Annotated in this window: 19 protein-coding genes; 12 read left to right on the top strand and 7 right to left on the bottom strand. The window is 71.5% G+C overall.

The genetic code is table 11. The features are described 5' to 3' along the window. Window positions 1-2: 2 nt before the first annotated feature. The 3 genes from O7635_RS21160 to O7635_RS21170 all read right to left on the bottom strand — a co-directional run bounded on the left by O7635_RS21160 (window position 3) and on the right by O7635_RS21170 (window position 2,759). Window positions 3-692 (bottom strand): response regulator transcription factor, encoded by a 690-nt coding sequence (locus O7635_RS21160; protein WP_278082186.1) that lies wholly within the window; start codon window positions 690-692, stop codon window positions 3-5. A 91-nt stretch (window positions 693-783) separates the two neighbouring features. Further along, complete coding sequence (locus tag O7635_RS21165) at window positions 784-1,182, bottom strand: nuclear transport factor 2 family protein (protein WP_278082187.1); 399 nt, start codon at window positions 1,180-1,182, stop codon at window positions 784-786. Window positions 1,183-1,283: 101 nt separating this feature from the next. Continuing rightward, on the bottom strand, window positions 1,284-2,759 hold the full coding sequence (locus tag O7635_RS21170) for an MFS transporter (RefSeq protein WP_278082188.1): 1,476 nt from the start codon (window positions 2,757-2,759) through the stop codon (window positions 1,284-1,286). A gap of 154 nt (window positions 2,760-2,913) precedes the next feature. On the opposite strand from O7635_RS21170, the gene O7635_RS21175 reads away from it, so the two are divergent. Beyond that, window positions 2,914-3,468: a TetR/AcrR family transcriptional regulator gene (locus tag O7635_RS21175; protein ID WP_278082189.1), complete on the top strand. Its 555-nt coding sequence runs from the start codon at window positions 2,914-2,916 to the stop codon at window positions 3,466-3,468. On the opposite strand, the gene O7635_RS21180 is transcribed toward O7635_RS21175, so the two are convergent. Further along, window positions 3,465-4,625 (bottom strand): class I SAM-dependent methyltransferase, encoded by a 1,161-nt coding sequence (locus O7635_RS21180; protein WP_278082190.1) that lies wholly within the window; start codon window positions 4,623-4,625, stop codon window positions 3,465-3,467. The genes O7635_RS21175 and O7635_RS21180 overlap by 4 nt on opposite strands. 95 nt (window positions 4,626-4,720) lie before the next feature. Here O7635_RS21180 and thrS point away from each other — a divergent pair, with 95 nt between their 5' ends. The 6 genes from thrS to O7635_RS21210 all read left to right on the top strand — a co-directional run bounded on the left by thrS (window position 4,721) and on the right by O7635_RS21210 (window position 10,578). Beyond that, on the top strand, window positions 4,721-6,727 hold the full coding sequence (gene thrS, locus O7635_RS21185; protein WP_278082191.1) for a threonine--tRNA ligase: 2,007 nt from the start codon (window positions 4,721-4,723) through the stop codon (window positions 6,725-6,727). Continuing rightward, window positions 6,727-7,251, top strand: a complete 525-nt coding sequence (locus O7635_RS21190; protein ID WP_278082192.1) for an HIT domain-containing protein — start codon at window positions 6,727-6,729, stop codon at window positions 7,249-7,251. The genes thrS and O7635_RS21190 overlap by 1 nt, the downstream gene beginning before the upstream one ends. Before the next feature lie 29 nt (window positions 7,252-7,280). Next, window positions 7,281-8,348 carry a CapA family protein gene (locus tag O7635_RS21195; protein ID WP_278082193.1) on the top strand — a complete coding sequence of 356 codons (1,068 nt, stop codon included), beginning with the start codon at window positions 7,281-7,283 and terminating at the stop codon, window positions 8,346-8,348. A 43-nt stretch (window positions 8,349-8,391) separates the two neighbouring features. After that, window positions 8,392-8,892 carry a sigma factor-like helix-turn-helix DNA-binding protein gene (locus O7635_RS21200; RefSeq protein WP_278082194.1) on the top strand — a complete coding sequence of 167 codons (501 nt, stop codon included), beginning with the start codon at window positions 8,392-8,394 and terminating at the stop codon, window positions 8,890-8,892. Beyond that, window positions 8,885-10,012 (top strand): sialidase family protein, encoded by a 1,128-nt coding sequence (locus O7635_RS21205; protein ID WP_278082195.1) that lies wholly within the window; start codon window positions 8,885-8,887, stop codon window positions 10,010-10,012. Before O7635_RS21200 ends, O7635_RS21205 begins: the two co-directional genes overlap by 8 nt. A gap of 113 nt (window positions 10,013-10,125) precedes the next feature. Then, window positions 10,126-10,578, top strand: coding sequence for a hypothetical protein (locus tag O7635_RS21210; protein ID WP_278082196.1), 453 nt, complete (start codon window positions 10,126-10,128; stop codon window positions 10,576-10,578). Here the strand turns inward: O7635_RS21210 and O7635_RS21215 are convergent. After that, entirely contained in the window at window positions 10,562-11,425 is an 864-nt protein-coding gene (locus tag O7635_RS21215) for an NAD(P)H-binding protein (protein WP_278082197.1), read from the bottom strand. The two genes, O7635_RS21210 and O7635_RS21215, sit on opposite strands and share 17 nt — an antisense overlap. Before the next feature lie 51 nt (window positions 11,426-11,476). On the opposite strand from O7635_RS21215, the gene soxR reads away from it, so the two are divergent. Continuing rightward, complete coding sequence (soxR, locus tag O7635_RS21220; protein WP_278082198.1) at window positions 11,477-11,932, top strand: redox-sensitive transcriptional activator SoxR; 456 nt, start codon at window positions 11,477-11,479, stop codon at window positions 11,930-11,932. 490 nt (window positions 11,933-12,422) lie between these two features. On the opposite strand, the gene O7635_RS21225 is transcribed toward soxR, so the two are convergent. Together O7635_RS21225 and O7635_RS21230 are read right to left on the bottom strand one after the other, a co-directional pair. Further along, entirely contained in the window at window positions 12,423-13,508 is a 1,086-nt protein-coding gene (locus tag O7635_RS21225; protein ID WP_278082199.1) for a winged helix DNA-binding domain-containing protein, read from the bottom strand. A gap of 81 nt (window positions 13,509-13,589) precedes the next feature. Further along, window positions 13,590-15,746 (bottom strand): elongation factor G-like protein EF-G2, encoded by a 2,157-nt coding sequence (locus O7635_RS21230; protein WP_278082200.1) that lies wholly within the window; start codon window positions 15,744-15,746, stop codon window positions 13,590-13,592. 162 nt (window positions 15,747-15,908) lie between these two features. Between O7635_RS21230 and pgsA the strand changes: the two genes are divergently transcribed. From pgsA to O7635_RS21250, 4 genes are all read left to right on the top strand, one after another. Next, entirely contained in the window at window positions 15,909-16,559 is a 651-nt protein-coding gene (pgsA, locus tag O7635_RS21235; RefSeq protein ID WP_278082201.1) for a phosphatidylinositol phosphate synthase, read from the top strand. Further along, entirely contained in the window at window positions 16,556-17,455 is a 900-nt protein-coding gene (locus O7635_RS21240; protein WP_278082202.1) for a phosphatidylinositol mannoside acyltransferase, read from the top strand. Before pgsA ends, O7635_RS21240 begins: the two co-directional genes overlap by 4 nt. A gap of 13 nt (window positions 17,456-17,468) precedes the next feature. After that, entirely contained in the window at window positions 17,469-18,605 is a 1,137-nt protein-coding gene (locus tag O7635_RS21245) for a glycosyltransferase family 4 protein (RefSeq protein ID WP_278082203.1), read from the top strand. Between the two features lie 63 nt (window positions 18,606-18,668). Beyond that, on the top strand, window positions 18,669-19,211 hold the full coding sequence (locus O7635_RS21250) for a hypothetical protein (RefSeq protein WP_278082204.1): 543 nt from the start codon (window positions 18,669-18,671) through the stop codon (window positions 19,209-19,211). Window positions 19,212-20,244 lie beyond the last annotated feature (1,033 nt).

The raw sequence follows: 20,244 nt of genomic DNA on the forward strand, positions 1-20,244 counted from the left end.
CCTCAGTCGGGGGCCACCAGCCGGAAGCCGACCCCCCGCACGGTGCGCAGGTAGCGCGGCTTCGCCGCGGACTCGCCCAGCTTGCGGCGTAGCCAGTAAAGATGGACGTCGATCGTCTGATCCTCGCCGACGGACGGCTGGCGCCATACCTCCTCCAACAACTCCCGGCGGGAGACTACCCGGCCCGGGCGTGCCGCGAGGTAGGCCAACAGGTCGAACTCTTTGCGGGTCAATGCCAGCGCCTCGCCGTCGAGGTGCGCGCTGCGTTCGCCGACGTCGACGCGCAGCCCGCCGACCTCGTGCACGGCGGGGGCGACGGTGCGGCTGGCCCGGCCGACCCGGCGCAGCACCGTGGTGATGCGGGCGTCGAGATGGGCACCGGTGAACGGTTTGACCATGTAGTCGTCGGCGCCCGCCCGCAGCAGGCGCACGATGCCCTGCTCGTCGTCGCGCGCCGTGGCGATGATGATCGGGACGTCGGTGATGCCGCGCAGCATGCGCAGCGCGTCGGCGCCGTCGAGGTCGGGCAGGCCGAGGTCGAGCACGACCAGGTCGGGCGTCTCGGCGGCGACCCGGCGCAGGGCGTCGAGCGCGGTGCCGACCGCGTGGACCGCGTGCCCGCGATCAGCGAGGGACCGCAGCATGGCGCCGCGTACGACATGGTCGTCTTCGACCAGGAGGACCGTGGCCACGTGAAGAACCTACTGCCCTTGGCAAGTCGGCGAACGCCCGCACTGTCCGTCAAGCGACACACTGCGCCCGAAAAGCCGGGATTGCACCGTCTTATTCGGACATTCCCGCCCGATCGCCCGGTGCATACGGCCATTCCTCGAATTCCCGACACCTGCCGTCGTCGGCGAACCGCATGACCCACAGGTCGCGGTACTCGTGCGGCTGCGGCTCGGCGTAGCGGACCTCGACCCGCGCAACCGCCGTGTCCCCGTCGACCGCCACGATCCCGGTCGTCATGGTGAACGGCTCTTCGGCGCCGTCCCTGGTCTTCTCCCACATGGCGCCGATGGCGGGCAACCCGTGCACGGGCTCCTCGTAGGGCCCCTGCGAGTAACGCGCGTCCTCGGTGAAGATCTCCGCCAGCGCCGCGGTGCCCGGCGTGCGCCACACCTGCTCGTACGCCTCGAGCCAGTCGGTCACCCGGTCCCGGTCAGTCCCTGCTGCGTCCATGCCCACCTATTGCCCAAGGAACGGGCCCTTATTAACGCTTTACGCATAGGAACGGTCCGTTGCTAACGCTGGGCGTTAACAACGGACCGTTCCTTTCTTCGTTACGCCGGTTCGACGACGACGGGCGGCTCCGGCTGGCGGGTCGGTGGGCGGATCGAGCGGAAGCCGAGGGCTACCGCGACCAGGCCGGCCGCGATCACCACGGACACCACGTTGGCCGCGTTCATGCCGTGCACGAAGCTCGCCGCGTCCGTCGTGCCCGCCGCGCCGGCCGGACCGACCGCGGCGCCGAACACCGCGATCAGCACCGCGAGCCCCAGCGTCGCGCCGATCTGCTGCATCGTCTGCAGCACGCCACTGGCGGCGCCGGCCTCACGCGGTTGCACGGAACCCATGATCACGGGCGTCAGCGGTACGAACGTCAGGCCACCGCCGAGGCCGAGCAGGATCATGGGGCCGAGCAGCGCGCCGGCGTACCCGCTGGTGGTGGAGAGCTGGGTCAGCCAGGCCAGGCCGGCGATCATCAGCGGCGCGCCGGTCAGCGCGAGCGGGCGTGGCCCGATCCGCGGTAGGAGCCGGGGGACGACCCGGGTCATCGCGAACATCGAGGCGGCCATGGGCAGGAAGGCGAGGCCGGTGGTCAGCGGTCCGAAGCCCAGCACGATCTGGATGAACTGGGTCAGGAAGTAGAACGCCGACATCATCGCGGCGGGGCCCAGCAGGAACCCGACGTAGCCGACCGCGCGGTTGCGGTCCTTGAACAGCGACAGCGGCACGAGCGGCTGGGCCGACCGCAGCTGGATGGCCAGGAACGTGATCAGCAGCAGCACGCCGAGGCCGAGCGCCGCCAGCGTCTCGCCCGCGGTCCAGCCGTGCGTCGAGGCGTGGATGAAGCCGTAGACCAGCGCGCCGATGCCCAGCGTCGCGGTCAGCGCGCCCGGCCACTCGAGCCGGCCGGGGTGCCGCTCCGGCTCCCGCACGTGGCGGGGCGCCAGCAGCACCGCGGCGACGCCGAACGGCACGTTGATGAACAGCACCCAGCGCCAGGACAGCGCGTCAGTGAGCACGCCGCCGATGATCAGGCCGATCGCGAAGCCGGCGCTGGCCATGGCCGAGAGCAGGGCGAGCGCGCGGATCCGCTGGCGCGGCTCGGTGAACGTCGTCGAGATCAGGGCGATGGTGTTGGGTCCCGCGAGCGCGGCGCCGACACCCTGCGCGACCCGGGCCGCCAGCAGCCAGGTGGCCGAGGTGGCCAGCCCGCCGACCAGGGAGGCGAGGGTGAACAGCGCGATGCCGATGATGAACAGGCGGCGCCGGCCCAGGATGTCGCCGGCCCGCCCGCCGAGCAGGAGCAGGCCACCGAAGGTCAGCGTGTACGCGTTGATCACCCAGGACAGGCCGGCGGTGGAGAAGCCCAGGCCGGCCTGGATGTGGGGCAGCGCGACGTTCATGACGGTGCCGTCGACGATCAGCATGAGCTGGGCGCTCACGATGATCAGCAGCGCGAGGCGGCCCGGGGCGCGGGCCTCGGTGCCGGCGCTCGTCGAGACGGCCGGCACGGTGGTTTGGGTTGACAAGGTTTCTCTTCCCCCGGAGAGGCATGGAAGCGGAGATTTCCTCCGCTTAGCTCTGAGCTAGCATATGGAGGACGTCTCCGATTTCGCAACACTATCCGGAGACAGTCTCCGGAAATAGTGTGCTGTCCCACAGTGACCTGGAGGTGCGGGAGCGGTGAACACCGAACGTCCGCTGCGCGCCGACGCGCGGCGCAACCGGGAGAAGGTCATGACCGCGGCCCGCGCGGCCTTCACCGAGCACGGCGAGAAGGCGACGCTCGACGACATCGCCCGCCGGGCCGGCGTCGGGCCGGGCACGCTCTACCGCCACTTCGCCGACCGGGAGACGCTGCTCGCGACGGTCTACCGGCACGACATCGAGGCCCTGGCCGAGCGCGGCCGGGCTCTCTCCGCGCAGCACCCGCCGGGCGAGGCGTTCGCCGAGTGGCTGCGGCTGGAGTTCGAATACATCAAGGCCAAGCGGGGCCTGGGCACGGCGGTCAAGCAGATGCTCGGCACCGACTCCCCGACCATGGTCGAGTGCAAGAGCCTGATGCGCGGCGCGATCGGCGACCTGCTGGTGCGGGCGCAGGAGACCGGCGACATCCGCAAGGACGTCGAGCCCGACGACGTGCTGCGCCTGGTGCACGGCGTGGTCATGGCGACGCAGACGGCACCCGAGCAGGCCGACCGCCTGCTCGGGTTCGTGCTGGACGGGCTCAGGGCCTAGGCCGGCGACGCTTCGGGCATCTTGAGCACCCAGCGGTAGGCCTGCACCAGGCCCGTGTCGAAGCCGGCCGCCGAGCCCCACAGGAACAGCCGGAACCGCCGGTAGAGCGGCTCACCCCAGCGGGCGACGATCTCGTCGCGCCGCTCGTCGAGCCGCTTCGCCCACTCGCGGCACGTCAGGTAGTAGTTGTGCCGGTCGTCGTCGATGCTGATCAGCTCGAACGGCGAGCGGGCGACCTGCTTGAGGTACTGGTGCAGCAGCAGCGGCGCCGAGTTGCCCGGGTAGATGTAGCGCTTCATGAACGTCGAGATGCCGTGCTTGCGGCGCATCGCCAGCGCGTCCAGGTAGACCCGGCCGCCGGGCTTGAGCAGCTCGGCGTACTTCGCCAGCGTGGTCTTGTAGTCGGGCAGGTGCTCGGTGACGCCCATGTTGACGATCGCGTCGAACTTCTGGTCGCTGCGGTAGCCGAAGATGTGCTGGCGCACCACGTTGACCGGCAGCTTCTCGCGCGCGAACAGGTCCTTGAGGTAGCGCTCCGACTCGACCGCCAGCGTGGTCGTCGTCACGTCGATGCCGCGCTTGGCGGCGTGCTCGGAGAACGCGCCCCAGCCGCCGCCGACCTCCAGCACCCGGTCGCCGGGCTTGACCTCGATCGCCTCGAGCGCGAGGTCCATCTTGCGGGTCATCGCGTCTTCCAGCGGCTCGTCGTCGCTGGCGAACACGCCCTCCGTGTAGCAGCGGTGCCGGGTGTCGAGGAAGGTCAGGAAGAACTCGCTGTCCTCGTCGTAGTGCTGGGAGATGTTCTTCCGGTCGTTCTCCTTGCGCCCCTCGAACAGGGCGGTCGGGGTGAAGCGGGACAGGAAGGCGATCGGGTGGAAGTCGTTGAAGAACCTGCGCATCCGCAGTGCGGCGGCCAGGTCGCCGTCGACGTCGAGCCAGCCCTGGAGGTAGGCGACGGCGACACCGAACTGGTCGAGGGCGGCGAGGGCCTTGGCGCCCCGCCGGTCCTTGACGGTGATCGTGAAGAGCGGGTCACCGTTGCCGAACACGTGCGCCGGCGCGCCGGCGGGTGCGACGGCGAACGGGACCGCCGGCTCGTTGGCGAAGAACGTCTGGTAGCGGCGCTGCAGCGCGGCGATCATGTCCGACGGGCTCACGAGCTGAATGTAACGCCCGGGTCCGGCTGGCCGCAGCGTCGCCAGGCGTGATGACTAGCATTTACCCAAACGTCCCACCGACCGAGGAGCTCCGCGTGTCCGCATCCCGCACCCCCGCCGTGGCCGACCCCGTCGTCGTCGCCGCGGGGACGACGGCGGCCGACGCGGTGGCCGCGGCCGGCCTGCCCATGACCGGCCCGAAGGCGATCGTCGTGGTGCGCGACGGCCAGGGACGCCTGCGCGACCTCGACTGGGCCCCGGCGGCAGAGGCCACGGTGACGCCCGTGGCGATCGACGAGCCCGACGGGCTCAACGTGCTGCGGCACTCGACCGCGCACGTGCTCGCTCAGGCCGTGCAGGACGTGTTCCCCGACGCCAAGCTCGGCATCGGCCCGCCGATCGACAACGGCTTCTACTACGACTTCGACGTGGCCAAGCCGTTCCAGCCCGACGATCTCGCCAAGCTCGAGAAGCGCATGCAGGAGATCGTCAAGTCCGGGCAGCGGTTCCGCCGGCGCCGGTTCGGCTCCGTCGAGGAGGCCCGGGCCGAGCTGGCCGACGAGCCCTACAAGCTGCAGCTGGTCGACCTCAAGAGCGACGGCGAGCTCGACTCCGAGGAAACCGTCGAGGTCGGCGGCGGCGAGCTGACGATCTACGACAACATCGAGGCCGACAGCGGCAAGACCTGCTGGTCCGACCTCTGCCGCGGCCCGCACCTGCCCAACACCCGGCTGATCGGCGCGTTCAAGCTGATGCGCTCCGCCGCGGCCTACTGGCGCGGTTCCGAGAAGAACCCCCAACTGCAGCGGGTGTACGGCACGGCGTGGCCGACCCGGGACGCGCTGAAGGCGTACCTGAAGCTGCTCGAAGAGGCCGCCCGACGGGACCACCGCAAGCTCGGCGCGGACCTCGACCTGTTCTCGTTCCCGGACGAGATCGGCTCGGGGCTCGCGGTGTTCCACCCCAAGGGCGGCATCATCCGGCGCGAGCTGGAGGGCTACTCGCGGCTGCGGCACGAGGTCTCGGGCTACGAGTTCGTCAACAGCCCGCACATCACCAAGGGCCACCTCTTCGAGACCTCGGGCCACCTGCCGTACTACAAGGACACGATGTTCCCGCCCATGCAGCTCGAGGGCGCGGAATACTTCCTGAAGCCGATGAACTGCCCGATGCACAACCTCATCTTCTCCTCGCGCGGGCGGTCCTACCGGGAGCTGCCGCTGCGGCTCTTCGAGTTCGGGACGGTCTACCGCTACGAGAAGTCGGGCGTCGTGCACGGGCTGACCCGGGTCCGCGGCCTGACCATGGACGACTCGCACATCTACTGCACCCGCGAGCAGATGCCGGGCGAGCTGCGGTCGTTGCTGGCCTTCGTGCTCGACCTGCTGCGCGACTACGGCATCTCCGACTTCTACCTCGAACTGTCCACTCGCGACGATTCGCCGAAGTTCATCGGCGACGAGGCCGACTGGGCCGAGGCCACCGCCCACCTGGAGGCGGCGGCCCGCGAGTCCGGGCTGGAGCTCGTGCCCGACCCGGGTGGCGCGGCGTTCTACGGTCCGAAGATCTCCGTGCAGGCGCGCGACGCGATCGGCCGCACCTGGCAGATGTCGACGATCCAGGTCGACTTCAACCAGCCGAAGCGGTTCGGGCTCGAATACCAGGCGGCCGACGGCACCCGGCAACAGCCGGTGATGATCCACCGGGCGCTGTTCGGCTCGATCGAGCGGTTCTTCGGCATCCTGACCGAGCACTACGCGGGCGCGTTCCCGGCGTGGCTGTCGCCGGTGCAGGTGGTCGGCATCCCGATCCGCGACGACCACGCCCGTTATCTGCGGTCGTTCGTCGACGCGCTGCGGGCGGAGGGGATCCGGGCCGAGGTCGACACGTCCGACGACCGGATGCAGAAGAAGATCCGCACCGCGCAGCAGCAGAAGATCCCGTTCATGGCGATCGCCGGCGACGACGACGTCTCGGGTTCGACGGTGTCGTTCCGCTACCGCGACGGGTCGCAGCGCAACGGCGTGCCGCTGGCCGAGGCCGTGGCCCACGTGGTCGAGGTGGTCCGGTCGCGGACGAACGTCTCGCCGTCGGCGGCCTGATGCCGGGCGCTGGGTCGGGGGCGCCGGGCTCGCCGGACGGGCTCGACCGGCTGTGGACGCCGCACCGGATGGCCTACATCAAGGGCGGGTCGCCGGCGCAGGGTTGCCCGTTCGACCGGGCGCCCCACCTGCCCGACGAGGAGAGCCTCGTGGTGGCCCGGGGCAAGGTCGTCTACGCGGTGCTCAACCTCTACCCGTACAACCTGGGGCATCTGTTGATCTGCCCTTACCGGCACGTGGCGGACTACACCGATCTCACCGACGAGGAGACGGTCGAGGTCGCGTCGTTCACCCAGGAGGCGATGCGCACCGTCCGCCGGGTCAGCGGGGCCCACGGGTTCAACATCGGGCTCAACCAGGGCTCGGTGGCCGGGGCGGGGATCGCGGCGCACCTGCACCAGCACGTGGTGCCCCGGTTCGGCGGCGATGCGAACTTCATGCCGATCGTGGGCCAGACCAAGGTGCTGCCGCAGCTGCTCACGGACACCCGGGTGTTGCTGGCGGAGGCCTGGGGGGACTCCTAAGGTGAGGCGGTCTCTCGTACCCTCTCGCCATGAGACGAACTCGGGCGGCGTTGGTGCTGGTCGCGGCCGGTGCGCTGGTCGCCGGGTGTGGGGCTGAGGTCGAAGGGCCGCGCTGGCGGTCGGGTGGGCCCTCCCCGTCGGCGTCGCCCACGCCGTCTGCCACCGCGGCCGCTCCGGTCGAGCTGACGCTGGCGTTCGCGGGTGACGTGCACTTCACCGGGCGCACGCTGGGTCTGCTGGACGAGCCGTCGTCGGCGTTCGGCAAGATCAGCTCGACGCTGTCGGACGCGGACCTGACGGTCGTCAACCTGGAGACCGCGGTGACCTCCCGGGGCACGCCCGAGCCGAAGCGGTTCCACTTCCGGGCGCCGGAGACGGCGTTCGACGCGTTGCGGGCGGCCGGGATCGACGCGGCGTCGGTGGCCAACAACCACGCGCTCGACTACGGCCGGGTGGGGCTGCTCGACACGCTCACCGCGGCCACCGAGGCGGAATATCCGATCTTCGGGGCCGGTAGGAACACCGACGAGGCGTACGCCCCGTGGGTCACGACCGTCAAGGGAGTGCGGATCGCGCTGCTCGGGATGTCGCAGGTGGGCGAGCTGGCGGGGTCGTGGAAGCCGACCGCGTCACGGCCCGGGGTGGCGATGGCGTTCGACGGTGCGCGGGCCTCGGCGGCGGTCAAGGCGGCGCGGGCGCAGGCGGACCTCGTGATCGTGTTCATGCACTGGGGCGTCGAGGGCAGTTCGTGCCCGTCCGGGCAGATGAAGACGTTCGCGCAACGGATGGCCCGCGACGGCGCCGACATCGTGGTCGGCACCCACGCCCATACGCTGCTGACGGACGGCTGGCTCGACTCGACCTACGTCCACTATGGACTCGGAAACTTCCTGTGGTACGGCAACTCGCACAGCACCGACTCGGGCGTGCTCCGGCTGACGGTGCGCTCCGGCGCGGTGGTCGGCCGCAAGTTCCTGCCCGCGACGGTCTCCGGCACCGGCCAGCCGGTGCTGGTGTCCGGCACGGCCAAGAAGCGCATCGAGGACAAGCTGCGGGTGGCGGCGCGCTGCACGGGGCTGGGGACCGCGCCGTCCTGATGTCACCTCTCCACCCGTGTCGTGGGTCGTAGTGGGTGTGACGGTGGACGACGACCCCGACCTGCGGGCGATCTATCACGCCAGCGTGGCCCGGCTCACGGCGCAACTGTTCGGGCTGACCGGCGACCTGGCCGAGGCGCAGGACGCGGTGCAGGAGGCGTTCGCGCGGGCGCTGGCCAAGCCGGCCCTGCTGCGCGGCGTGCTCAACCCGGAAGCCTGGCTGCGCACGGTCGCGGTCAACGTGGCGCGGTCGCGGCACCGCCGACGGGCGCTGTTCGACCGGTTGGCCCGGTCCGGGCGCCTGCGGGCGGACACGGTCGTACCCGGGATGTCCCCGGACCACGTGATGCTGGTGGCGGCGCTGCACCGGCTGCCGCGGGCGATCCGCGAGGCGGTCGTCCTGCACTACCTCGCCGACCTGCCGGTCGCCGAGGTCGCCTCGACGCTCGGCTGCAGCGTCGAGGCGGTCAAGACGCGACTGGTGCGGGGCCGGCGGGCGCTCGCGGCTGAGCTCGGCGACAGGGAGGCGTTGACCGATGCGTGAACGGGACTACGCCGGACTGGTCGCGGTGGTCAGGGAGGCGGTCAAGCCGGACTGGGCGGACGTGGTGGCCCGGGCCGGGCGGCGCCACCGTTTCCGGCGGGCGCTGGGAGCGATGGCGGTGGCGATCGCGGTGGCGGCGGGCGGCGGGGTCGTGGTCGCGACCGGCAGCGGTGATCCGTCACCGGCGCCCACACCGACCCCCTCGTTGGTGCCGGGCTCGATGGTGTCGCTGGCGCGCAGCCAGTTGGTCGTCGGCGACCTCGACCGGTACTACACGGTGGTCGACGCGTGCGTGGGCAAGGCGTGCCGGCCGGCGGTGGCGGTGAGCGAGGACCGCGGCCGCACGTGGACCCGGCGGCCCGCACCGGGCACCGGGATCAACATCAGCATCGCGGGCGCCGGCGGGCGGACGATCGTGGTCCGCGAGGTCGTGCCGAAGACGAACGACTTCGCCTGGTGGGCGAGCACGGACGCGGGCGAGACGTGGCATCGGTCGCGCGAGCACCGGCGGGCGTCGGTGCCCGACGACTGGCCCACCTACCGGGCGACGGTCTCGCGAATCGGGGCGTTCGACCCGCGTACCGGTGATCGGGTGGCATTCCCGGTCTCGGGGACGCCGGTCCGCTCGATCAGCCTGCGGGACGGCGGTCGGTGGCTGGTGACCGTGCGGGACGACGTGGTGACGTCGCTGGTGCGCCCTGGTTCGGATACGACGCGCCTTGACCTGGTCGGCGCCGCCTTCCGCGACGTGGCCACCGCCGACGGCCGGACCGTCTACCTGGCCAAGTGGGAGAAGGACCTTCGGGTGCGCCTCTTCGTCTCGACCGACGGCGGCCGTTCGTGGCGTCAGGGGGCGGCGATCCGTGACGAATATCCGGGGCTTCGCCTCCTGGTCGCCGACGACGGGACGCTGTTCGTCTCGGGCGCGACGGGTGTCTATCGCAGCACCGACCGAGGGCGGACGCTGGAGCCGCTGGGCGCGGACTCGCCGCGGGCGGGGTCGGCGATGGCCCGGTTCCCGGGCGGCTACGCGATGGTCACCGGCTTCATGGGTCCCGACCAGCGGATCTGGTGGTCGACGGACGGGAAGACCTGGACGGTGGCGCAGCTCCAGCTCTAGGTCGCGGTCGGCGGGCCGGGTCGCGTAACCGGTTGGGCGCGAGGTCGTTGCGGGGATCAGGAGGCTGGGTTCGCGGGGGACCGGCTCGGCCGGCTCGACGCGAGGAGGCCGTCATGTTCCCGGCAACCCAGATGCCCAACGACCCGTCGCCGTCGCAGCGGCGGGCCAGGCGGGCGGCGCTGATCATCGGTGGGGCGGCGGTGCTCGCGCTGGTGATGATCGGGCTCGTGGCGGTGACCGTGTCGCCGGCCGAGGAGCCCGAGAACGTCAACACGCTCGAGGTCGCGCAGTCCGTGTGCGACGCGGGCCGGCACGGCACGCGGCTCGAGGACAACGGCTCGACGCTGGTCGTCGACATGCGGGGCGGGGCGGACAAGGCGGGCGTCGACCTGGTCACCCTCGAGTGCATCCTGGAGAAGCTGCGGGTGCCCGAGGGCGTCAAGCAGAAGATGTTCTCGACCCGGCCGCGCGACGGTCGGCAGGACGGCACCTGGGCCGGCACGACCGCGTCGTGGACCTACGACCCGGACACCGGCCTGGACCTGACCGTCAGCCGGGCGGGCTGACCGCCCGGAAGTCGTCGGCGTGGTCGGCGGCCCAGCGCTCGAAGCTGCGCGCCGGCCGGCCGAGGATCTCCTCGACCGTTGCGGTGACCGGCTCGGGACGCTCGACCAGCTCGGCCCAGTAGGCCAGCGCCTGGTCCGCCCATGCCGCGTCCGCCCAGGCGGTCATCGCGGCACGCGCCTCGTCGGGTGGCTGCTCCACGTGGCGCACCGGTCGGCCGATGGCCGCCCCGATCGCGGCGACCTGGTCGGCCTGGGAGATCGCGGCCGGTCCGGTGAGCACATAGGACCGTCCGATGTGGTCGCCGGTGAGCGCGGCCGCGGCCACGGCGGCGATGTCCGCCTCGTGGATCAAGGATCGTTTCGCCAGCGGGTACGGGATCCGGACCGGCTCGCCCGCCCGGATCGCCGGCGCCCAGCCGAGTGTGTTGGTGGCGAACCCGCTGGCGCGCAGGAACGTCCACCCGAGCCCGGCGTCGACGATCGCCTGCTCGACCTCGCCCCAGACCCCGACGCTCCGGCGGTTGTCGTCGGTGACGTGCAGGGCGGAGACGTAGACGACCTGGCGCACGCCCGCTCCGGCCAGCGTGCCGACCACGTCGTCGATCCCGCCGGATTTCAGTGCCGGCCAGAGCAGGAACACCCGGTCGACGGTGGCGAGGGCCGGCCCGAGGCTGCCGGGATCGGTGAGGTCGCCGGGCGTCACCGCGGTCCCGGCGGGCAGCTCTTTGACGGCCGTGGCCGGCCGCCGGGCCAGCACCCGGAACGGCGCCCCGGCGGCGCGCAGGTGGTCGACGAGATGGCGGCCGATGTTTCCGGTGCCGCCGGTGACGAGGATGGTGTCGGTCATGCCCCCACCCTCAAACCTCAACATTTGTTCAAGTCAAGCTAGGGTGGCCGGGTGCCACCCGCGAAAGAGCTGACGATCGGCGAACTCGCCGACCGCAGCGGCGTCCCACAGTCGGCGCTGCGGTTCTACGAGCGCCAGGGCCTGATCTCGAGCCGGCGCACGAGCGGCAACCAGCGTCGCTACGACCGCACCACTCTGCGCCGGGTGGCGTTCATCAGGGCGTCGCAACGCGCCGGCATCCCGTTGGCCCAGGTGGGCGAGGTGCTCGGCTTCCTGCCGGACGGCCAGCCGCCGACCCGCGAGTTCTGGCTGCGGGCCTCGGAATGCTGGCGCGAGGCCCTCGACGACCGCATAGCCCAACTCCAACGCATGCGCGACCGCTTCACCACCTGCATCGGCTGCGGCTGCCTGTCCTTCGACGAATGCGCCCTGGTCAACCCCGACGACACCCTCGCCCGACGCGGCCCCGGCGCCCACCTTCTCAACGCCCGCACCCCGCGCGACTGACCCGGGCCGGCGGTGCGCCGATCCGTCGGCCTGATCCCGCGCCAAGCGGCGGACCGGCCGCCAGATCGCTCGCCGCACCGCGGAGCGGGCCGCCAAGGCGGACCGCCGGCGTAGTGCCGCCGACAGTCGCCGGGTGGGCGCCGGCGTCGTGCGGCTGACGGTGGCCGGGTGGGTGTCGGCGTCGTGCGGCTGACGGTCGCCGGGTGGGCGCTGGCGTCGTGCGGCCGACGGTGGTCGCCGGGTGGGTGTCGGCGTCGTGCGGCCGACGGTCGCCGGGTGGGCGCTGGCGTCGTGCGGCCGACGCTGGCCGGGTGGGCGCTGGCGTCGTGCGGCCGACGGTGGCCGCCGGGTGGGCGCCGGCGTCGTGCGGCCGACGGTGGCCGCCGGGTGGGTGTCGGCGTCGTGCGGCCGACGCTGGCCGGGTGGGCGCCGGCGTCGTGCGGCCGACGGTCGCCGGATGGGCGACGCCATGACCGTGGCGTCCGTCGACTCAGACGTAGGTGACGGTCACCGGTAGCCCTGTGAAGGCCGCATAGCGGTCGATCTCCGCGGCCAGAGCCTTGCGGTGCCGGGCGGTCGGCTCGATCAGCAGGTCGATCTCCAGGGCGATCCCTTTCGGCTTGACCTTGCGACGCCAGAAGGCGCCGACCTGGCCGTCGAAAGCGATCGGGTGGAACATCATGTTGTCGGTGTAGCGGCCCGGGTCCGGGGACGCGGACGCGACGTTGTAGACGAACTTGGTGTCGCTGTAGGCGACCACGTATTCGTCGTAGCCCTGCAGCAGCGACGCGGCCGGGGCGGGGGCCGGGGGAGGGGCGTCCGCGGCGAACCACAGCGTCCGGCCGTCGACCACCTCGTGCGCCAACGCGTCACCGCACAGGGCGATGCCCTGCTTGATCTCCGCGACCGTCAGGCTCGACCACCACGCGAAGTCCTTGACCGTGGCCGGGCCGTGGCTGGTGAAGTAGCGCCGCGTCAGCTCGGCCAAGGCCTCCGGGGCCGACAGGGTGACCGGGTCCGGCACGCGTTCCGAGACCAGCGCGTAGGTGTGCTGCTTCCCACGCATCACCCCGTTGGCGATCAACCCCTCGAGCTCGGCGAACATCACCACGTAGGCCAGCTTGTTGCCCGTCGCCTCGAAGCCGGCGGCGGCCAGCGCGGCGCCGAGCTCGTTGCGGGTCAGGTGGTTGCCGCCGCGCAGCGCCGAAGTGATCACCTCGTTGGTGCGGGCCGCGACCTCCGGGGTCAGCCCGTGACCGCGGTTGTAGTAGCCGTTGAACACGTGCACCCGGTGGGCCGTCGCCGCCTGGATCCAACCCAGCTCCGAACCCAGCACGAAATGCCACGTCGGACGCAGGATGTGCGTGCGCAGGATGACGCCCTCGTCGAGCAGCGACTGCACCGCGGCATCGGTGACACCACCGCCCGACCGCTGCCCCAGCGACCACTTGGCCACCGCGTATTCCTGTGCCTGCACGCACCCCAGGCGCCGCACCGCCTCGACCGGGTCCGCGGACGGCGGCCCGGCCAGATGCTGCTGGTGCAACCGCCGAGGCCCGATCTCCGTCGCGTCCATGGCCAAGAGTCTAAGAAGGACCACCGACAGGAAACGGCGCGGCGGCCCAAGGACGAGGGGCCGCCGCGCCACGCGCGACACCTAGGACGCGTGCTCCTTGCGCACCGCCTCGGCCAGGTGACTCGGCATCGGCTCGTACCGCGCGAACGACCGCCCGAACGTCCCCGAGCCGGAGGTCATCGACCGCAGCTCCACCGCGTACCGCACGAGCTCTGTTGCCGGCACCTCCGCCCGCACCAGCGTGCGCTCACCGCCCGCCGGATCCGGCTCAGTGCCCAGCACCCGCCCGCGCCGGCTCGACATGTCGGACATCACCGCGCCGACGTAGGCGTCCGGGATCCGGATGACGATCTCGTCGACCGGCTCCAGCAGCGTGACCAGACCCTTGTCGGCCGCGTCGCGCAGCGCCAGCTGGCCCGCCGTCTGGAACGCCGCGTCGGACGAGTCGACGCTGTGCGCCTTGCCGTCGAACAGGGTCACCCGCAGGTCGACGACCGGGTAGCCGGCCACTATCCCGCGCTCCATCTGGGCGCGCACGCCCTTCTCCACCGACGGGATGTAGTTGTGCGGCACCGCGCCGCCCACCACCTTGTCGGCGAACTCGAAGCCGGACCCGCGCTCCAGCGGCTCCACCTCGATGTCGCACACGGCGTATTGCCCGTGGCCGCCGGACTGCTTCACGTGCCGGCCATGGCCCTTGGCGCCGGTGACGAACGTCTCGCGCAGCGCCACGCGTACGGGCTCGGTGTCGATGTCGGCCCCTCCGCCGCGCAACCGGTCGAGCACGACGTCGGCGTGCGCCTCGCCCATGCACCACAGCACCATCTGGTGCGTCTCCGGGTTGCGCTCGAGGCGCATCGTCGGGTCGCCCGCCACCAGCCGCCCGAGGTTCTTGGCGAGCGTGTCCTCGTCGGAGCGGGTCTTGGCGACCACCGCGACCGGCAGCATCGGCTCGGGCATCTCCCAGGGCGCGATCAGCAGCGGGTCGTCCTTGGCCGAGATCGTGTCGCCGGTCTCCGCGGTGCCCGACTTGGTGATCGCGCAGATGTCGCCGGCGATGCACCGCGACACCTCGCGCAGCTGGGCGCCCAGCGGCGAGTAGATGTGCGCGATCCGCTCGTCGGAGTCGTGGTCGGGGTGGCCGCGTTCCTCCATGCCGTGGCCGGAGATGTGCACGGTCGCCTCCGGGGACAGCGTCCCCGAGAAGACCCGCACGAGTGACACGCGCCCGACGTGCCGGTCGATCGTGGTCTTGACCACCTCGGCCACCAGCGGGCCGTTGGGGTCGCACGTGAGTGGCGGCCGCGGCGAGCCGTCGACGCCGGTGACCACCGGCAGGTCGTGCTCGAGGGGCGACGGGAAGGCCGACGTCAGCACCTCGAGCAGCGCGTCGATGCCCACCTTGCTCTCGGCGCAGGTCGGGATCACCGGATAGAAGTGGCCGCGGGCCACCGCCGTCTCCAGGTCGTTGATCAGCACCTCGGTGTCGATCTCCTCGCCGGCGAGGTAACGCTCCATCAGCGTCTCGTCCTCGCTCTCGGCGATGATCCCCTCGATCAGCTCGTTGCGGGCCTCGGCGATCGCCGGCACGTGCTCGGGATCGGGGTCGCGCACCTCGGGCGGGTAGCCCTTGCTGTAGTCGAAGACCCGCTGCGTGATCAGCCCCATCAGGCCGACGGTCGAGACGCCGTCGTCGCCGAGCATGGGCAGATAGAGCGGGAGTACGTTGTCGCCGAACACGCGCTGGCAGAGCGCGACCGTCTCGTCGAAGTCGGCGCGCTGGTGGTCGAGCCGGGTGACCGCGACCGCGCGCGGCATGCCGACGCTGGCGCACTCCTCCCACAGCGTCGCGGTCGCCGCGTCCATCCCGTCGGCGGACGGCACCACGAACAGCGCCGCGTCGGCCGCGCGCAGGCCGGCGCGCAGCTCACCGACGAAGTCGGCGTAGCCCGGGCTGTCGAGCAGATTGACCTTGATGCCGTTGTGGACGAACGGCGCGGCGGCGAGGCTCACCGACCGCTGCTGTTTGACCGCGGCCGGGTCGTGATCACAGGTCGTGGTGCCCTCGGTGACCGAGCCGGCGCGGCTGATCGTGCCGGTGGCGGCCAACAGTGCTTCGACGAGGGTCGTCTTTCCCGACCCGGAATGTCCGACGAGCACCACGTTGCGTACCCTGCCGGGCTCATCCACCACCGGCGCGGGGCCGGTGACTCCCTTCTCCTGACCCTTCTGAGCCATCGGGACCTCCCTGGTGAGCTAGCTCACGTCATCTCTCGATCCCACACCCGCAACCCGCCGTACACAAGCCCGACGCCAAAGGTGAGCAAGTGACGGACGACCCGCCCGGGAACAGCGGGCACCGTATCGTCGCGGGCGTCGCACCGTTATCGTGGGTGCGCCATGGCGAAGATCTTCCAGGTGTCCGCGCGGGCCGCGATGGCCCACGTGATCGAACCCACCGCCCGGCGGCTCATCGCCTGGGGCGTCACGCCCAATCAGGTGACGGTCGCCGGGACCATCGGCGTGGTCGGCGCCTCGGTCGGTCTGGGCGCGACGGGCCATTTCATCGCCGGCGCGCTGGTTGTCACGGTCTTCGCCCTTGTCGACCTGGTCGACGGCACGATGGCCCGGCTGTCCGGGGGTTCCACCCGGTTCGGCGCGCTGCTCGACTCGACCATGGACCGCATCGCCGACGGCGCGATCGTCGGCACGGTGATCTACATCCTGGCCGGGCGGGGTGACCGCTGGGGCGTGGTGGGCGGCATCGTCTGCCTGGTCCTCGGCGCGGTCGTGTCCTACGTCAAGGCGCGGGCCGAGGGGCTGGGCATGACGGCCAACGTCGGCATCGCCGAGCGCGCGGAACGTCTGATCATCATCGGCGTCGGCGGGCTGCTGGCCGGCTTCGGCCTCGCGTGGGGTTTCGCGGCGGCCATCTGGTTCCTGGCCGCGCTCTCGACGATCACGGTCGGGCAGCGCCTGGCGTACGTCTACAAGCAGGCGAAGGCGGCCGACGAGGCCGACCGGGCCCGGGCCGCCGAGTCGCCGTCGTGAATCCCGTCGACCTCGGCTACGCGGCCGGGTGGAAGCTGGTCCGCGGCATGCCCGAGCCGGTCGCGCGCTCGGTGTTCCGGGCCGCCGCCGACTACGCGCACCGCAAGGGCGGCAAGGGCACGGCCCGCCTGCGCGGCAACCTGCGGCGGGTCGTCGGGCCGGACATGCCCGAGGCCGAGCTCGACGAGCTGACGCAGGCGGCCCTGCGGTCGTACGCCCGGTATTGGCGTGAGGCCTTCCGCCTGCCGTCGCGGACGCACGAGCAGCACCTGGAGGACTTCCGGGTCGCCAACTGGCACCTGCTGGCGAAGATAATGGAGGAAGACCCGGGCGTGATCATGGCGCTCAGCCACTCCGGCAACTGGGACATCGCCGGCGCCTGGGTCACCGCGATGGGCTGGAAGCTGACCACCGTCGCCGAGCGGCTCAAGCCGGAGTCGGTCTACGAGCGGTTCGTCGAGTTCCGCCGCAGCATCGGCATGGAGATCATCCCGCTGACCGGTGGCGAGCAACCGCCGTTCGACATCCTGGTGGACCGCCTGCAGGCCGGCGCGATCGTGCCGCTGCTGGCCGACCGCGACCTCTCGAAGCGCGGGGTCGAGGTCTCGTTCTTCGGCGGGCGCACGCGGATGCCGTCCGGTCCCGCGTTGCTGGCGATCCGCACGGGCAAGCCGTTGCTGGTGATCGACGTGTGGTACGACGACGAGTGCACCCGGGGGTACGTGAACCCGCCGGTCGAGATACCCGGGCCGGAAACGGGAACGTTGCGGGAACGGGTCGCGGTGGTGACCCAGCGTATGGCCACCATGTTCGAGGCCGCGATCGCCAGACATCCCCAGGACTGGCACATGCTCCAGCGGGTCTGGTTGGACAAGCCGCCGACCCCGGAGGTCTGAGGAGGTGGGCAGCATGCGGATCGGCATCGTGTGCCCCTACTCCTTCGACGTGCCGGGTGGCGTGCAGAACCACGTCCTCGACCTGGCGCGGGCCCTGATCGCGCTCGGTCACGAGGTCTCGGTGCTGGCGCCGGCGGACGACGAGGCGGAGCTGCCGCCGTTCGTGGTCTCGGCCGGCCGGGCGGTTCCCCTGCCCTACAACGGTTCCGTGGCGCGGATCGCGTTCGGGCCGATCTCCAGCGCGCGGGTACGGCGATGGCTGTCGCGCGGCGACTTCGACGTGCTGCACGTGCACGAGCCGTTGACGCTGAGCCTGTCGATGCTGGCGGTGCTCAACAGTCGGGGGCCGGTGGTGGCGACGTTCCACACGGCCATGACGCGCTCGCGGGCGCTGTCGGCGGCGCAGGGCGTGCTGCGGTTGGTGCTGGAGCGGATCACCGCGCGGATCGCCGTGAGCGCGTTGGCGCGCAAGGTGCAGGTGGAGCATCTCGACGGGGGAGCGGTCGAGATCCCGAACGGGGTGGATGTCGCCCGTTATGCCTCTGCGGTTCCGCTGCCTGGTTGGCCTGGGCCCGGCGGGGCGCTGGGCTTCCTTGGGCGCTTCACGGAGCCGCGTAAGGGCTTTCCGGTGTTGCGGGACGCGTTCGTGCGGCTGGCGCCGTCGCGGCCCGGGCTGCGGCTGCTGGTGGCCGGCCCCGGTTCGCGCGACGAGCTGCTGTCGGGTGTGCCGGCCGGGTTGCACGACCGGCTCACGTACCTGGGGCTGGTGTCCGAGGCCGAGAAGACGCGGATGTTGCGTAGCGTCGATCTCTATGTCGCGCCCAACACGGGCGGCGAGTCGTTCGGGATGATCCTGACCGAGGCCATGGCCGCCGGTACGGCGGTCGTGGCGAGCGACCTCGACGCGTTCCGCCGGGTGCTGGACGGTGGCCGCGCGGGGCAGTTGTTCCCGACGGGGGACGCGAGCGCTTTGTGCTCCTCGCTGTCGTCCCTGCTGGACTCGCCCGCGACGCGTTCGGAGCTGGTGTCGGTGGCCAGGTCGGTGGTGGCGGGCTACGACTGGCCGGTGGTCGCGCTGCGCGTGCTGGAGGTCTACGCGGCCGCGATCGAGGCGACCGACGGCCGTGTCATCGATGTCGAATGGTTGTGAATCTTCTTCACTCGCCGGTAGGACATGATCCCTGTTCCGGGTACTCGCACTACGATGCGCAACATGTGGTGGGTCGTAGTCGTGGTCGCCGTGGTCGCGGTGCTGGCCACGTACCTGACGTGGACGGCCCAACGGGTCGACCGCCTGCACGACCGCTCCGCCGCGGCCGCCCGCGCGCTGGACGCCCACCTCATGCGCCGCGCGGCCGCCGCCGCGGTCCTGGCGGAAGACCGCCAAACACCCGAGTTGTACGCCGCCGCCCGGATCGCGCTCGACGCGGTCCCTGAGGAACGTGAGGCCGCCGAGAACGACCTGACCCGGCAGCTCCGTGCGATGGACCTGTCGGCGGAGGAGCGGCGTGAGGACGCGGTGATCGCGGCCAGCCGGCGCCTGGTGCTGGCCCGGCAGGTGCACAACGACCTGGCCCGGGAGGCGCATGCAGCCCGGCGGCGGCGCCTGGTGCGGATCTTGCTGCTGACCCGGCGGCACGACCGGCCGCGCTTCTTCGACATCGACGACCCGACCTTGACGCCGGCCCGCGCGGCGGCGCCGGTCTCACCGGCCCCGGTGATCGCCCAGCCGCCGGCTGCGGGGGTGGCCGGCTAGGTCGAGCGGTGCAGGCAGCGTGTTCTCGGCGCCGGCGCGGAGGTGACACTGACGCTGCCGGCGTGTCGCGGCTGCGCGCGGTGACACCGGGCCGGACACGTGATCGTGTGCAGCACGTCGAGACCTCAAGCCGCTCTCCGCATGATCAGGTGCAGCCCATCGCGACGTTCAGCGGCGTGTCGCCCAGATCTGACGCACCTGATCGTGGACGCATCAGTCGATCCGCCAGGCAGGGCGCACACGATCAAGTCGACCGCCGCGGGCCGTGCCGGTCAGCATCTGGGCTGGCTCGCCTTCGGCACGCCAGCCGGCTCGATACTGACCCGATTCGTGATCGGCCAGCGCCGGTCTGTGCTGTTGGCGGCCCGATGCCGTTGAGTCTGATCATGGGATCGGCACCATCTCAATTCCGATCGGAGCGGCGCGTCCGCCCATAACCACTGACGCCTGCAACCCTTCCGCCGAGGCCACAGATATTCGCGCCAATTTCGTGTCGGTCGTGAACCATCGCCGGCCACTTCGGTACTCATCAGCATGAGACCAACGATCTGGCGACCGGCCCCGCAGGCACGGCGAATCCGCGGCGCGGCGCCACCTGTTGGCGGCGCAGATGAGCCCGCTGTCGATGGTCATCGACGGCTCACCCGCCGCCGGCAGGTAGACCCATGCGCCTGACGTTGAGTCCCGATCCGCCGACAGGCCCGCCCGGGGGAGACGGCGTCCGGCGTCGACGCCAACGCGTTCAGACGCACCTGCGACATCCCGAAGCGCCTCGAGATCAGCCCCGTCCGCGCGTGCGACGCCGAGCTGCTGGGCGTGCCGGGGCGGGCGTCGCCGCCAACCAGATCGGCCGTTCCCGGATGACCAAGGGGGAGGCGGTCGTTTGTGCGAATTGGTCCGACCGGCAGCGCGCGGCCGGCCACCGCGGCCTGGTCGGATCGGCGGCATTTCGGTTGCTGGTTGTTGGCCTTGTCCGCCGCGGATCTGGCAGGGACGGGCCCCCTCGGGCCCGGCCCGGTCTCCGGCGGGAGCG

The sequence above is a fragment of the Asanoa sp. WMMD1127 genome (genome assembly GCF_029626225.1).
In the GTDB taxonomy this organism is placed as follows: domain Bacteria; phylum Actinomycetota; class Actinomycetes; order Mycobacteriales; family Micromonosporaceae; genus Asanoa.